Annotated in this window: 9 protein-coding genes and 1 tRNA gene; 8 read left to right on the forward strand and 2 right to left on the reverse strand. The window is 67.6% G+C overall.

The window, feature by feature from the left end:
* Window positions 1–100: 100 nt before the first annotated feature.
* The 5 genes from ACQRAG_RS09440 (at window position 101) to ACQRAG_RS09460 (ending at window position 8,695) form a co-directional block, all read left to right on the forward strand.
* Entirely contained in the window at window positions 101–814 is a 714-nt protein-coding gene (locus ACQRAG_RS09440) for a tetratricopeptide repeat protein (protein WP_204675327.1), read from the forward strand.
* Window positions 815–975: 161 nt separating this feature from the next.
* Window positions 976–6,093 carry a 7TM diverse intracellular signaling domain-containing protein gene (locus ACQRAG_RS09445; protein ID WP_427804001.1) on the forward strand — a complete coding sequence of 1,706 codons (5,118 nt, stop codon included), beginning with the start codon at window positions 976–978 and terminating at the stop codon, window positions 6,091–6,093.
* A gap of 157 nt (window positions 6,094–6,250) precedes the next feature.
* The gene (locus ACQRAG_RS09450; protein WP_168935064.1) at window positions 6,251–6,673 is read left to right on the forward strand and encodes a universal stress protein; all 423 of its coding nucleotides are present in this window, start codon (window positions 6,251–6,253) and stop codon (window positions 6,671–6,673) included.
* Window positions 6,674–6,835: 162 nt separating this feature from the next.
* Window positions 6,836–7,261 carry a universal stress protein gene (locus tag ACQRAG_RS09455; RefSeq protein ID WP_204626499.1) on the forward strand — a complete coding sequence of 142 codons (426 nt, stop codon included), beginning with the start codon at window positions 6,836–6,838 and terminating at the stop codon, window positions 7,259–7,261.
* A gap of 36 nt (window positions 7,262–7,297) precedes the next feature.
* The gene (locus tag ACQRAG_RS09460) at window positions 7,298–8,695 is read left to right on the forward strand and encodes a phospholipase D-like domain-containing protein (protein ID WP_204626498.1); all 1,398 of its coding nucleotides are present in this window, start codon (window positions 7,298–7,300) and stop codon (window positions 8,693–8,695) included.
* A gap of 319 nt (window positions 8,696–9,014) precedes the next feature.
* On the opposite strand, the gene ACQRAG_RS09465 is transcribed toward ACQRAG_RS09460, so the two are convergent.
* Complete coding sequence (locus tag ACQRAG_RS09465; RefSeq protein WP_006006750.1) at window positions 9,015–10,094, reverse strand: CNNM domain-containing protein; 1,080 nt, start codon at window positions 10,092–10,094, stop codon at window positions 9,015–9,017.
* Window positions 10,095–10,215: 121 nt separating this feature from the next.
* Here ACQRAG_RS09465 and ACQRAG_RS09470 point away from each other — a divergent pair, with 121 nt between their 5' ends.
* From ACQRAG_RS09470 to ACQRAG_RS09480, 3 genes are all read left to right on the forward strand, one after another.
* The gene (locus tag ACQRAG_RS09470) at window positions 10,216–11,574 is read left to right on the forward strand and encodes an amidohydrolase (RefSeq protein WP_168935060.1); all 1,359 of its coding nucleotides are present in this window, start codon (window positions 10,216–10,218) and stop codon (window positions 11,572–11,574) included.
* 22 nt (window positions 11,575–11,596) lie between these two features.
* A complete protein-coding gene (locus ACQRAG_RS09475; protein ID WP_427804000.1) occupies window positions 11,597–12,826 on the forward strand; it encodes an MFS transporter in 1,230 nt (409 codons plus the stop codon).
* 173 nt (window positions 12,827–12,999) lie between these two features.
* Window positions 13,000–13,076 (forward strand) — tRNA-Met (locus tag ACQRAG_RS09480).
* Window positions 13,077–13,429: 353 nt separating this feature from the next.
* Here ACQRAG_RS09480 and ACQRAG_RS09485 read toward each other — a convergent pair.
* Window positions 13,430–14,383 carry a DUF6630 family protein gene (locus ACQRAG_RS09485; protein ID WP_427803999.1) on the reverse strand — a complete coding sequence of 318 codons (954 nt, stop codon included), beginning with the start codon at window positions 14,381–14,383 and terminating at the stop codon, window positions 13,430–13,432.
* Window positions 14,384–14,395 lie beyond the last annotated feature (12 nt).

A 14,395-nucleotide genomic window follows, 5' to 3' on the forward strand; every position in this document is an offset into this window, starting at 1 on the left:
GCCTGCGGCTACTCTTGCCCCCACTTTCACAGCGCAAGGAACAGCGCACAGGACGAAGCCGCCGTGACGGCGGCACTTTCATGCACGCAGAGGAGCGATCATGGCCAAGAAGAAGACTTCCCAGCAGCCCGCGCCGGTCAAGGACAAGCCCCAGGCCCCCGCACAGGATCAGGCCCGGACGGCGGCCCCGGCCCGAGTCACCACCGTTTCCCTCACCACCTGTCTGGTCAGCGTGGTGGTGGCCCTTGCCCTGGGCCTGTGCATCGGCAGCATGCTGCCCGGCTTCATGGACAGCCGTCAGGCCCCCGCTCCCCGGCCCCAGGCGGCCGCTCCGGCCCAGCAGCCCGCGCAGCAGCAGGCGGCCCCCCAACAGCAGGCCAAGGCCAGCCTTTCCCCCGAACTGAACAGCGCCCTGCTCAAACTGCAGGAAGCCGTGGTCAAGGAACCCAACAAGGCGGAGAACTGGATCAAGCTGGGCAACTTCCAGTTCGACAACCAGAACCCCTCCGCGGCCGTCACGGCCTATGAGAACGCCCTGCGCCTGAAGCCCGGCAATGCCAACGTCCTGACCGACCTGGGCATCATGTACCGCGAGCTCCACCGCTTCGAGGATGCCCTCAAGGCTTTCCGCGAGGCGGAGCGCGTCCAGCCCGGGCACAGGAACGCCCTGTTCAATCAGGGCATCGTCCTTTATTACGACCTCAAGCGCAAAGACGAGGCCGAAGCCGCCTGGCGCAAGCTGCTGGCCGCCGATCCCAACGCCCACGCCCCTGACGGGACGCCCGTCTCGGAGCTGATCAAGCATCTGCACTGATCCGGTTCCGGCTGCCCCGCCCCCGGGCCGGGGCAGCCCACCGGCCCCTGTGCCTTCCGTGGTCCGCAGACCACCGGTCCGCTCTTCCCGTCCCCGCTGCCGTCCCGGAATTTCCCGGGCCGTCTCCCCCGTGGCGGAGATGTCCCTCAAGGTAAAAAAGCATGACGTACCCCCTTCTTCCCCTACAGGCCGGCTCCCGCAGGCTGGCCCTGATCGTCATTCCGCTCCTGCTCGTCCTGAGCCTGGCCGCCACCTGTCCGGCGGTCCCGACACCGCCCCCGGCCCCCGCGCCCACGCCCGCCCTGCCCGTGAGCCTGTCCGCGACGCCCCAGGGCACCGCCGCGGGACAGCTGGGCATCCTGCCCTACCTTTCGGCTTTTCTGGATACGGACGGCGACATGAGCGTGGAAGAAGTGGCCACGCCGGGCATGATGCCCTCTTTCCAGCCGCTGCATCCCAGGACCCTGCCCCGCAGCAGCGGCGTGACCTGGCTGCGTCTGGAGATCCCCGCCGCCGGGACGGAGCGCACCGAGTCCCTGATGCTCGACCTCGGCCAGGGCGTCCCGGCCGGAGCCGTCCTCTATACGCCCGACATCGACCCGCTTTCCCGCCAGACCACCTGGCAGGAGAGCCAGGCCAACTGGCGCAACCTGCTGCCGCTGCCCCTGCCCGCGGAAACGCCGCAGGTCTGCTTCATCCGTCTGGACGGGCAGCCGCCCCTCTGGTTCGCGCCCACCCTGCGCAGCCTGGACAATCTGGCGGGCGCGCCGGAAAGCCTGCTCGGCCCCGGCGTCATGCTGGCCCTGGCCGTGGTCATGCTGCTGGCCCTGCTGCGCGGCATCACCGAGCGCGGCCAGTGGCGCTTCTGGACGGCCCTGTATGTGGGCGCCGCCCTGACCCATGCCGTGCTGGGCGGGCCTGACCTGGGTGCCGGCAACATCACGCCCGCCGACGCCGTCAGCGCCATGGCCCCCGGCCTGGCCCTCATGTTCCTGGCCCATCTGGCCCGGCACCTGATGCAGACCGCCAGCCATTCCCGCCTGCTGGACATCCAGTACCTGCTGCTTTCCCTGCCCGGCGCCGTGCTGGCCCTGCTGCCCCTCTGGCCCGACTTCAGCTGGCTGGGGCGCTTCCTGCCGCTCTGGCCCATGCTGGCCCTGATCTTCGTGCCCACCACGCTCGGCGCCTGGCTCATGGGCGTGCCGGGAGCCCGCCGTTTCCTGCTGGGCTGCCTCGTGGCCGCACTGGGGGCCGGGCTGGCCGTCCTTGACCTCGGGACGCTGCTCCCGCCCTTCGTCCAGGGCACCCTGCCTCTGTGGGGGACGGCCCTCAGCGCCCTGATCATCGCGGGCATGAGCGCCCCCGGCCGTGAAGCGGGCACCTCCGCCGAACCTGCCGATCCTCTGACACCGGGCCGCCCCGCCCGGAACCAGACCATCACGGACCCCAACCTGCGCCTGCTGGATACCGACGGCAACACCCTGCCGCTCATGACCGGTCTCAGCCAGCCTGCCCCCGCTCCGGCAACCGTGGAAGCCGAAAGTGCCTCCGCCACGGCCATCCGGCGTCTGGAGCAGGCCCTTGCCGCGCCCCTGCGCGAGATCGTGGAACAGGACCGCCAGCTCGAACAATGCGCCCTGCCCCATGATGTCCGTTCCCGTGTGGAGAATATGGGCCGCCGTGCCCGGCAAGCCCTGAGCCTGCTGCACGACCCGGCCGGGGATGCTGCCGCACCCGAGGCACCGGCTCCCGCGGATACGGCCCGCGCTGAAAAGCGTGTCTTCGACCTGCGTAAGACGCTGCGGCAGGCCCATGACACCTGCCGCCCGCTGGCGGAAAAATCCGGCATCGCCCTGGGCTGGCATGTCCCGGCCGACCTCGAACAGCTCTACGAAGGCCCCGCCGGGGAACTGGAAGACGTCCTCCGCCTGTTGCTGGAAGATGCCCTGCGGGCCACCAAAGGGGGCAAAATCCATTTTGCCGTGCGTCGTGTGCCGGACAGCAAGCACCCCGGACATCTGCTCTTCCAGGTGCGCGACACGGGCACGGGCCTGCCCCCGGAGCAGCGTTCCGCATCGCTCCTGGCCCGTATCTGGGAACTCTCTTCGTCCCACGGCGGTTTCCTGGGCGTGGAGAGCGGCCCCCGCGGCACGTCCGTCATCTTCACCCTGCAGCTGCATCTCCCGGAAGCTTCTGACGGCGAGGACCTGCCCACGGTCCTGGTCTGCGCTCCCGATGCCGCCACCCGTCACGAGCTGGGCGCCATGCTGCGCGACCTGCCCTGCACCTGCCACGAGACAGGCACCCTGGCCCACGGTCTGGCTGCCGGGGCCCGCAAGGGCCGGACACCGGCTGCCGTGCTGCTGGTCTGCGGTCCCGAAGCTTCCGTGGACGCCGCGCCGCTGCTGCGCCGCTACCACAGCCTTGCCGAAAGGACCGGCCCCTTCGGCGCCGTGGCCCTGACGCCCGACCAGAGCCAGTGGGATGCGCTGGCCCATGCCGGTTTCAGCCATGCCCTGACCCTGCCCGTCTCGGAAGACGCCCTGCGCGAGACCGTGCTCGAGATCCTGGGCAGCCATGACGATGTGGCCGACCTGGGTGCGCCCCTGCCCGAGACCAGACAGGCCGATGCCCCCCTGCCCGACCTGTTCGGCCCCGCCGCGGCCCCCCAGGCAGACCAAGGCATGCCCGATCTGCTCCTGTCCACCGATGATATCCCGCAGCAGACGGCCCCGGCCGCTCCTGCCGCGGCAAGCGCGGATCTGCCGGACCTGTTCGCCGCTCCGGCGGCCGCTGCAGCGGATACGGCCCAGGCGGAGACCCTCCCCCTGACGGACGACATGCGCCTCGATACGCCCGCAGCCCAGACCGCCCGGCCTGTGGCCGATGCCGTGCAGCCGGAGGAAGCCGCGTCTGCGGACAGCCCTGTGCAGGAGAGCGAAAACGCTCCCGAGGCGGCGGAAGACGTCGCCCCGGCCCCCGCACCTGCGGCGCCGGACTTCCCGTCCGTGCCGGTGGCGGAAACGGCGGAAACGAACGAGGCTGCCATGCCGGAAGCCCCGGCGAGAGAAGAAGATACCGCCGTACCGGCGACCGATATGACGCAGGAAGAGCCCCTGCCCCAGCAGGAGACGGCGGATGCTGCCCCGGCCGATGTCGCTGCTGAAGCCCTGTCCGATGAAATGGACAGCACGGAAGAAGCTGGTACGAAAGCAATGACCGACACTGACGTGCCGAGCCCCGCACGGGACGAGGCCGCCGCGGCGCCCCCGAGCGCTCCGGCGTTCCCGGCTCCGGCCCGGGAGGCTGCGGCCGAACAGGCCCTGCCCGCTGATGACGTACAGACCGGCGACGCGCCTACGGATGCTGCCGAAGCGCCGATGTCCGATGCCGTACAGCCGGAGGAAGCCGCGCCCGCGGACAGCCCTGTGCAGGAAAACGAAAACACTCCCGAGGCGGCCGAAGACGTCGCCCCGGCCCCCGCACCTGCGGCGCCGGACTTCCCGTCCGTGCCGGTGGCGGAAACGGCGGAAACGAACGATGCTGCCATGCCGGAAGCCCCGGTGAAGGAAGAAGAACTCGCCGCACCGGCGGCCGATATGACGCGGGAAGAGCCCCTGCCCCAGCAGGAGGCGGCGGATGCTGCCCCGGCCGATGTCGCTGCTGAAGCCCTGTCCGATGAAATGGACAGCACGGATGAAGCTGGTGCGGAAACGGTGGCCGACACTGACGTGACGCCCTCCGCACGGGACGAAGCCGCCGCGGTGCCCCCGAGCGCTCCGGCGTTCCCGGCTCCGGCCCGGGAGGCTGCGGCCGAACAGGCCCTGCCCGCTGATGACGTACAGACCGGCGACGCGCCTACGGATGCTGCCGAAGCGCCGGTGTCCGATGCCGTACAGCCGGAGGAAGCCGCGCCCGCGGACAGCCCTGTGCAGGAAAATGAAAACGCTCCCGAGGCGGCCGAAGACGTCGCTCCGGCCCCCGCGCCTGCGGCGCCGGACTTCCCGTCCGTGCCGGTGGCGGAAATGGCGGAAACGAACGAGGCTGCCATGCCGGAAGCCCCGGCGAAGGAAGCAGGACCCGCCGCACCGGCGGCCGATATGACGCGGGAAGAGCCCCTGCCCCAGCAGGAGACGGCGGATGCTGCCGCTGCGGCCCCGGCCGATGACGCGACGGGAGCCACGGTCGACGAAAAGGAGCGCACGGAAGCTCCGGTCGCCGATGCACAGGCCGCCTCTGCCACGAGGGCCCCTGCCTTCCCGTCTGTCGAGGCGGCCGGCAGTCCCCTTGCCGGTGGCTATGTGAGCCCCAGCCTGCGCCATGCCGGTGAATGGGTCGGCGAGCCCATGCCCATCGGCACCCCGGTCGACCGTCCCGCCCCCCGGCAGGAGGAAACGGTATCCGCTCCGGTGGAGACCGTCGTCACGGTCCGCCCCCTGCGCCGGGACGTCAGCCCGGACGAGATCGCCCGCAAGCTGGGCAAGCCCAGTCTGGTGCCCACGGACAAATCGGCCCTCATCACGCCGCAGCCCCGCAAGAGCAGCAGTACCGGCCCGGCCGCCGGGACGCAGCCTGCCTTCCCCGGCGCGCCTGTGGAAGAGGCGCCCCAGGCCGTGCCCGGCAGCAAGGACGTTTCCAGCCTGCCGGACATGACGCCGGACAGCACCACCCTTCTTGCCAGCGGCCGGGAAGAGACCAGCCGGACCAGGGCTGCGGCCAACACCCTGATGCGCTTCCTTTCCCGTTTCCACACGGGCAACGGCCAGCCCCAGGACAAGGAAGAAGCCAGGAGCCCGCAGGCTCCGGCAGCGACCGCGCAGGAACGGCAGGGCACACCGCGCCCCATGCCCAGGAAGGATGCACCGCGGGAAGAGACGCCGGGAACCACGGCGGACATCCCCGCCACGACCAATCCCTGGATCGAACGCCGCACGGCGTCCCGGCCCGTGGCCCCCACGCCGCGCATGCCCGTGCCGCCCATGCCCCAGCGGCCCCAGCCGCCGGACGACCCCGAGGATCCGTTGCCCGCTCTCATGTGGCGTATGGACAAATATCTGGCGGAGGCCGGTTATGCCCTGGAACAGCGCCGTCTGCATCTGGTGGCCGACGCCGCCGGACGCCTGGCCGCCGAGGCCGAGAGCTACGGTTTCCGGGTACTGGGCCGCATGGCCCGCTGTGTGGAGAGCGCCGGACGCGCCAAGGATCTGCAGGCCGTGACCGACCTGCTGCCCGAGCTGGCCACGGCGGTGGAACGCCACCGCATCTCCATGGGCTCCTGATACGCATACCGGGGCCGGTCCTGCTGACCGGCCCTTTTTCGTTCCCGGCCCCGGCGCGGAGGCCGCGACAGGCCCTCTTGCACAAAGGAGCAAGTCGTGCCAGACTAAATCTTCAACGCCCACAAGGGCCATCTCTTATTTTATGCAAGGAGTCCACATGAGTTACGAACGTGTCCTTCTGCCCGTGAGCGGCAAGCATTCCGGAGAACGCGCCCTCAAGGCCCTGAGCCAGGCCAGGAAGCTTGATCCCAAGGAGATCATCCTGCTGCACGCCGTGGCGCCCAGCGTGGGATCCCCCATGCCCAACATCATGCGCGACCAGCAGGACATCGCCGTCAAGGCCGAAGCCCTCCTGGCTCCTCTCGCCGCCGAACTGGACAATGCCGGCATCCCCTATCAGACCGTCATCCGCCACGGTCTGCCCGTGGAGACCATCGTCAAGGCCGCCAAGGAAATGGACGCCGAAGCCATCGTCATGTTCTCGGACGGTCGTGACGACCTGACCGACAGACTGTTCGGTTCCATCACCGAGCATGTGCTGCGCAACACCCCGCTGCCCGTGCTGGTCGTCCGTCAGTAGGCCTTGCCGCGCTATCGTCATCAAAAAGCCTGTTCCCCGGAACGGGCTTTTTTTGATGACGGCGTCCCGGCCCCGGCAGGCTTGCACAAATCGGCCTGTCGTGCGACAATGCCTAGTTGAAATGCCCTCTGGGGCAATGCCATCCCAATCCAAGGAGCCCACATGATCTACCAACGTGTCCTCGTGCCCGTGAGCGGCAAAAATTCCGGCGAACGCGCTGCCAAGGCTCTGCGCCATGCCAAGACCCTGTGCTCCGGCGAGATCATCCTGCTGCATGTGACCGAAGCCCTGCCCAACCTGGTGGGCGGCGCTGCCCATACCGAACTGGAACGTTCCAATACCGCCAAGGCCGAGACCCTGCTGGCGCCGCTGGCCGATGCCCTGAAAAAGGAAGGCGTGGCCTGCCGCTATATCGTGCGTGAAGGCCTGGCCGCCGACACCATCGTCACCGTGGGCCATGAGGAAGGCGTGGACATGATCGTCATGTACACCGACGGCCGTGACGGCCTGGCCGACATGCTCATCGGTTCCATCACCGAGCGCGTGCTGCGCAATACCGACATTCCGCTGCTGGCTGTCCGCCGCTAGCGATCCGCCGTGCTGACACTGGGAACTTTAGGCCTTGTGGCAGCGCACCTTCTGTCCTGGGGGGCCGTCTGCCATGCCCTGCTCCACAAGCGCGATCCGCGCTCGGCGCTGGGCTGGATCGTGACGGTCCTTTTTTTGCCCGGCGTCGGCATCGTGCTGTACTGCCTGTTCGGCATCAGCCGTGCCGAAAGCCTGGCGGCCCGCCTTATGCGCAAGATGGCCGCCATCGAACCTGACTACGCCCACCATCCCGAAGTCGTCTGCCACCGGACGGCCATCGCGCCGCCGCAGGAATGGCCCCTGGAGATCCTGGGCCGCCGCCTGACAGGCCAGACCCTGTGCAGCGGCAACGGCATCCTGCCCCTGCGCAACGGCAACGAAGCCTATCCGGCCATGCTGCACGCCATCAACCGGGCCAGCAAGCAGGTCTTCCTCTCCACCTACATCTTCCGCGGCGGCAGCGTGGGCGAGAGCTTCACCGAGGCCCTGTGCCATGCCGCCCGGCGCGGCGTGGACGTGCGCCTGCTGGTGGACGGCTTCGGCGGCGCCGTCTATTCGCTGCGCAAACCCTGGAAGCGCATCCCCCAGGCCGGCGGCCAGCTGGCCCGCTTTTTGCCGCCCCGCCTTTTCCCGCCCAGCCTCAGCCTGAACCTGCGCAACCACCGCAAGCTGCTCATCTGCGATGATACGGCCTTTACCGGCGGCATGAACATCGCGGACAACCACATCCTCAGCAAGCATCCCGGCTGTGTGCAGGACCTGCACTTCCGCTGCGAAGGTCCCATCGTGGACCAGCTGCGCCGGGCCTTTTTGCTGGACTGGGGTTTTGCCACCGGCAAATTCGACCAGCGCAGCCTGCTGCCCAGCAGCAACATCATGTCCGGGGACAGCCTGTGCCGCATGGTTCTGGACGGCCCCGGCACCGAGGCCGATCCGCTCAATGACCTGTATTGCGGGGTCATCGGCAGCGCCCAGCATACGGTGCGCATCATGACGCCCTATTTCCTGCCGTCGCACGAGCTCATCGCCGCCCTGCGCAGCGCGGCCCAGCGCGGGGTCAGCGTGCGTGTGGTGCTGCCCGGCAAGAACAACCTGCCCTTCGTCCACTGGGCCAGCTTCCGCCTGCTGCCCGTCCTGCTGGAAGCGGGCGTGCGCGTGTGGTTCCAGCCGCCCCCCTTTGCCCACACCAAACTGCTGGCCGTGGACGGCTATTACTGCCAGATCGGTTCCGCCAACCTGGACGCCCGCAGCATGCGCCTGAACTTTGAGCTGAACATGGAGATCTTCGATCCCGAGTTCCATACCGCCATGGCCCTGCACATGGACATGACCATCGCCCGCAGCCGCGAAGTGACCCTGAAAGACCTGCAGGAACGCCTTTTGATCCTCAAACTGCGTGACGCCGCCTGCTGGCTGTTCTCGCCCTATCTGTAAAAAACGGGGCACGGCCTCCGGCCGCCATCCGGTCGCGCGTTGCTGTCGATGCCCGTAACGACACACGTTTCCTGTTTCCATCCCGCACGTCACGCGGGACATCCCCCTTTCCTCATGCAACGAGCGTCTTCATCCCCATCCCCTGACAAAGCGCGCTGGGGAGAGGGAGGGGAGTTTGAGGGGAGGGAGGACCGCTCTCGCGCCAGCAGAGGGGTCCTTCCTCCCCTCAAGCCTTTTTGCCTCCAAAACGCAGAAGCCCCGGCAGTTCCGCCGGGGCTTCGTCATCATATCAGTCCATATCAGGGCATCTGCCGCCCGGTCATGACCGGGACTGCTCCGCCTGTTCTTCCTTTTTCTGCTGTTCCAGCAGACCGGCCGCCCGCAGGGCCTGGCGCCGCTGCCGGGCCATCTGGCGCAGGTCGGCCACGCTGTCGCTCTCGTCCATGATCTCGCTGCCGAGCATCTCCTCGAACACGTCCTCCAGCGTCACCACACCGGCAAGGCCGCCGTATTCGTCGAGCACGGCGAACAAATGTGAACGCGAGTGCAGCAGCTCCTTGAGCAGCTTGTCCAGGGTCTGGCTCTCCAGCACGAAGTGCAGGGGCTTCATGATCTCGGAGAGCGGCGTCTCGCCCTTTTCTTCCAGCAGGCAGTGGAGGATGGTGCGGCGGTCCACCAGGCCCACCAGATCCTCGTTGTCCTCGCCATAGACGGGGATGCGGCTCACATGCCACAGGCGCGGGTTCTTGTAGGCCTCGGCGGCGGTCATGTCTTCGGGCAGGGAGAAGACCACGGTGCGCGGGGTCATGATGTCATAGACCCGCTTCTGGTCCAGGGCCAGGATGTTGCGGATGTAGGCCTCCTCATAGGCCTTGATCTGCCCGGCCTGACGCGACAGGCTGGTCACGGCGCGGATGTCGTCCTCGGAGATGTCCGGGCCGTTGGACGGCGGCGTCAGCAAACGGGTCAGCAGGCCCGTCAGCCAGATGACCGGGGTCAGCAGCTTGACCGCCACTTCCAGCGGCCGGGCCAGCACCACGGCGATGGAAGTGGCATAGGCCACGCCCAGGGTCTTGGGCACGATCTCGCCGAAGGCCAGGATGAGCACCGTGAAACCGGCGGCGAACAGGGCCATGTATTCGGCGCCGAAAGCCGCCATGAAGGCCGCGCCCGCCACGGCGGAGCCCGCGGTATTGGCCACGGTGTTCAGGGTGAGGATGGCGGCGATGGGTTTTTCCACATTGCTGCGCAGGCGGAAGAGCACTTCCCCCACGGGCCTGCCGTCATTGCGGATCTTCTCGATGGCTGACCAGGGCACGGCGTACAGGGCCGCCTCCGTCAGGGAACAGGTAAAGGAGATGACGACCGCGACACTGACAGCGAGAATCAGGGTGAGCATAGGTCCCTCGTGAAAAATGGAAAGCCGCCGCAAGGTATCCGGCGACTTGCATGAACGTGTCTCCGGCATATATCCTGTGCAGGCGGCCTTGGCAATGTGCCGCGTCAAAGGAGATGCCCATATGGAACGTCTTGCGGAGGAGATCCGACGAAGGGCCGGGGAGGCCGGCCCGCGACTGACGGCCCTGCGCCGTCACCTGCACCGCCACCCGGAACCGGCCTGGGGCGAATACCTGACCGCTTCGCTGGTGGCCCGTGCCCTGCAGGATGCCGGTTTCCGGCTCACCCTGGGGGCCAATGCCCTGCGGCCTTCGGCCCGTCCCCGCCAGCCCGAGGCGGCTTTCTGTACGGCCCAGAGCGGCCGGGCCCTCAACGAGGGCGCCGACCCCACCCTGGTGGCCTGCATGGCCGGCGGCCTCACGGGCTTGTGGGGCGACCTTGATCTGGACTCCCCCGGCACCCCTGAAGACGAGCGCGGCCCGCTGGTGGCCTTCCGTTTCGACATGGACGCCAACGCCGGCATCACCGAAGCCACGGACAAGGATCACTTCCCTGCGGCGCAAGGCTTCGCCTCCTGCCATGCGGGCTGCATGCATGCCTGCGGGCATGACGGTCATGTGGCCCTGGGCGTGGAACTGGCCCGCTTGCTGGGCGGCCTGCGGGACGAACTGTCACGCCACCTGAGCGGCCGCATCCGCCTGATCTTCCAGCCCGCCGAGGAAGAGGGCGAAGGCGCGCCCGGCATGGTGGCCGCCGGGGCCGTGGACGGCGTCCGGGCCCTGTTCGGCCTGCACCTGAGCATGCAGGCCAGCCGCAGCGGCGATCTGGTCTGCGGTACGGACAAATTCCTGGCCACCACCAATTTCGAAGTCTTCTTCACCGGCCAGAGCGCCCATGCCGGGCTGGCCCCGCACGAAGGCCGCAACGCCCTGCTGGCCGCCTGTACGGCCGTGACCAACCTGCTGGCCATCGCCCGCCACGGTCAGGGCGCCTCGCGCATCAACGTGGGCGAGATGCACGTCAACGAGACCCCCAACATCATCCCGGCCAAGGCCTGGCTGCGCGGCGAGACCCGAGGCGAGAACGGGGACATCAACGGCTACATGCTGGCCGAGGCCCGGCGCGTGGTGGACGGCGCGGCGCGCATGCACGGCTGCCGCAGCCGCTTCCTTTGCCAGAGCCACTGCCCGGGCGCCATGTCCAGCCCCGAGCTGGTGGATCTGGTGGAACGCACGGCCCGGGACATGGGCAGCTTCCGCGAAGTGCGCCGCAAGGCCGACTTCTGGGCATCGGAGGACTTTGGCTGGTTCATGAACAAGGTGCAGGAAGACGGCGGTCTGGCGGCCTATCTGCAGCTGGGCGCCGACAGGCCCGACGGGCATCACACCAGCCATTTCACCTTTGACGAGAGCGTCCTGCCCCGCGGCCTGGAACTGCTGGCCCGGCTGGCCGTGGCCGCACTGGCCCGGCGTCCGGACTGAGCCCGTGCCACAGGACAGGCCCATGAGCGCTCCTTCCCCATCCTGCCCCGATGACGCCGCAGCCCGACGTCTGGCCCGCAGCATGGCCGTGGTCTCGGCCTTTTGCCTGACCGGCGATACCATGCTCTACATCGCCCTGCCCCTGTTCTGGCAGGAATGCGGCCTGACCGCGCTCTGGCAGGTGGGCGTGCTGCTGGCCGTCAACCGGCTGATACGGCTGCCGCTCAACCCGCTGGTGCGCCTGCTCTATACCCGCATCGACCAGCGCACCGGCATGGCCCTGGCCGTGGTGCTGGCCGCCTCGACCACCCTGCTGTACGGCGTGGCCCAGTCCTTTGCGCTCTGGCTGCTGCTGCGCTGCCTCTGGGGCCTGGCCTGGACGCTCCTGCGCCTCGGCTCCCTGTTCGCCCTGATGGCGGCCTCCCGCAAGGACAATCGCGGCTATCTCATGGGCAGCTACAATGGCCTCGTGCGCCTGGGCAGCCTGCTGGGCATGATCGGCGGCGGCCTCCTGGCCGATCTGCTGGGCTTCTCCACCGTGGCCCTGCTCTTCGGCGCCCTGACGCTGACGGGCCTGCCGCTGGCCCTGACCCGCATCCCCCGCAGCGGCCGCGCCACCGGAGCGGCAAGCCAGGCCGCCACGTCCCTGCTTTCGGGCCTGCACCTGCGCCACCCCGACATGCGGCGTGCCTTCATCACCGGGCTGCTGGTGGCCCTGGTCTTCCAGGGCATCTACGCCGCCACCCTCAGCCGCATGGTGGCCCTGCACGTGGGCGAGCTGGCCCTTGCCGGCGGTCTCGTCATCGGTTGCGCCACCCTGGCCGGCACGTTGCAGGCCCTGCGCTGGCTCTGGGAACCGTGGCTGGCGCCGTGGTTCGGCCGCCTTTCCGACGGCCCGCGCGGCCGGGGCCCGGTGCTGTGCGCCTGCCTTGGCGGCGGCGCCTGTGCGCTGGCCCTGGTGGCCCTGTACCTGCCCGCGCCCTTGTGGCTGCCGCTGCTGCTCTGCTCGCAGCTCTGCGCCACGGGCCTGGCCACCCTCTCCGATGCCGCCGCCTCGGATACGGCCGAACGGCACGGCCATCCCACGCATACGCTGGCCTCCTATGCCTTCATCGTGGATTGCGGCGCGGCTGCGGGCCCGGTACTGGCCTACAGCGTGCAGGACCTCTGGGGCATGGATGCTGCCTACCTCGCGGCAGCGGCCCTGTTGCTCTGCCTGCTGCCGCTCTGGATGAGCAGGGAAGCGGCATAGGCCCGATCCTGAAAGGAACACAAGCGATTTCATATAGATGGAGCTTCTTGCAAACAAGGCCCCGGAGAACGGCAATAAAAAAATTTGCCAAAAAATGATTTTTTTATTGACAGGCAGGGGGCTTTTAGCTAGAAAGGACTTCTCGCACGGATGACGTGCGAATGCTACCGCGTCGCGGGGTGGAGCAGCTCGGTAGCTCGTCGGGCTCATAACCCGAAGGTCGTAGGTTCAAATCCTGCCCCCGCAACCAGAAAGATCAAAGGCTTCCGATTTTCGTCGGAAGCCTTTTTTCGTTAGCGGGATCTTTCCCACCACTGTTCCTGTCCCCAATCATTATTGCCTGTCAGGACTCCGCGCCTCTACGAGGCTGCGCAGAAATCCCCGTACGCTCTTTGCGGAAGGCATGCGCCCTGCGCCGCTGTCCCGCATTTTTTGCCGGTGGCGCGCTCCGGCAAGCCTTGTTACCGCAGGAAGATACCGGCCCGGACGACCGGACGGTCTCGTCACGAACGACAGCGTTGACGAAAATGCCCTGTCCGCAAAAGACGAAACCGCCGGACGATCGTCCCGCATGGCGTGCCGCTCCTTCTCTTTTGCCGCCTTCTACTCCTGGTCGAACAGGTCCTCGACACGTTGCAGGGTAATGCCCAGCTCGGAGGCCGCCGCGAACGCTTCCGCGACCTTGTCGCTCGGTACGACCATGAAGACATATTCATCGCCGCCCGTATCCCACAGCAGGATCGTCAGGCCATAGCGGTCATGCAAGACGGGGCTGCAAGCGCGGAGCACCTCCTCGGGGTACGCGTCTTCATCATCGCAGGGGGGCAGGTGTTCCTTTGCCCCCGGCGGCAAGAGGCAGCACAGGGAGGCGAAAACTTCTTCCGGCGCTTCCTTCCAGTCTACCCAATCCAGGCGTTTCCGGTCCCGCAGGGCCAATCGCATCAACGTAATATGCCAGCCGGTGTAGGCTTCATCCATATCGAATTCTTCACAGAGCGCGGCGCACTGTTCCGGCGTCGTGGCGGCGGCGTGGATCTTGCCCGCCAGCGCTTCGGCATCGGCAACGCCGAGCAGGGTAAGGAACGTGAGCAGGGCCGGACGCGATATGGGCACAGGCGCCGGTATCCTGGGCTTATTCGCATCCAGGAGCATTGCCAGCGTGCGCTCCATTTTGGCTATGACGGCGGGATCAGTGACTTCGGTATCCCGTCCCACCGTCTCATACCACGGACAGTCCCAGCGCACATAGCGCAGTTCCACGGCATCACCGCAAAGCACCACGAAGTAATAATCAACGGCCCAGCCGGCGTTGACGACTTCCCCCATGCAGATGCTTTTGGGGATGTAGAACGTCCCTTTCTCACACGCATATTCGGAATCCGTGTCTTCCCCCATATCAATATCGCATTTGGGAAAGGCGTTGACAGCGCGCAACGTTTCTGCGGAGGGGATGGTGCGCATTCTTTTTCCCTGAAAAAATGCGAACAGATCTGTGTTTATCATGTCACTGTGATAGGGCCTGCCGCGCAGCCCCCTGGTGGCATAATAGATATGCATGGCTCCCTCCTT

The organism is Desulfovibrio sp. SGI.230 (assembly GCF_050313065.1).
Classification (GTDB): domain Bacteria; phylum Desulfobacterota; class Desulfovibrionia; order Desulfovibrionales; family Desulfovibrionaceae; genus Desulfovibrio.

Excerpts from the sequence above, each read along its gene's own strand:
- ACQRAG_RS09440 (WP_204675327.1), top strand. The coding sequence starts at position 101 with ATGGCCAAGAAGAAGACTTCCCAGCAGCCCGCGCCGGTCAAGGACAAG.
- ACQRAG_RS09445 (WP_427804001.1), top strand. The coding sequence starts at position 976 with ATGACGTACCCCCTTCTTCCCCTACAGGCCGGCTCCCGCAGGCTGGCC.
- ACQRAG_RS09450 (WP_168935064.1), top strand. The coding sequence starts at position 6,251 with ATGAGTTACGAACGTGTCCTTCTGCCCGTGAGCGGCAAGCATTCCGGA.
- ACQRAG_RS09455 (WP_204626499.1), top strand. The coding sequence starts at position 6,836 with ATGATCTACCAACGTGTCCTCGTGCCCGTGAGCGGCAAAAATTCCGGC.
- ACQRAG_RS09465 (WP_006006750.1), bottom strand. The coding sequence starts at position 10,094 with ATGCTCACCCTGATTCTCGCTGTCAGTGTCGCGGTCGTCATCTCCTTT.
- ACQRAG_RS09470 (WP_168935060.1), top strand. The coding sequence starts at position 10,216 with ATGGAACGTCTTGCGGAGGAGATCCGACGAAGGGCCGGGGAGGCCGGC.
- ACQRAG_RS09475 (WP_427804000.1), top strand. The coding sequence starts at position 11,597 with ATGAGCGCTCCTTCCCCATCCTGCCCCGATGACGCCGCAGCCCGACGT.
- ACQRAG_RS09485 (WP_427803999.1), bottom strand. The coding sequence starts at position 14,383 with ATGCATATCTATTATGCCACCAGGGGGCTGCGCGGCAGGCCCTATCAC.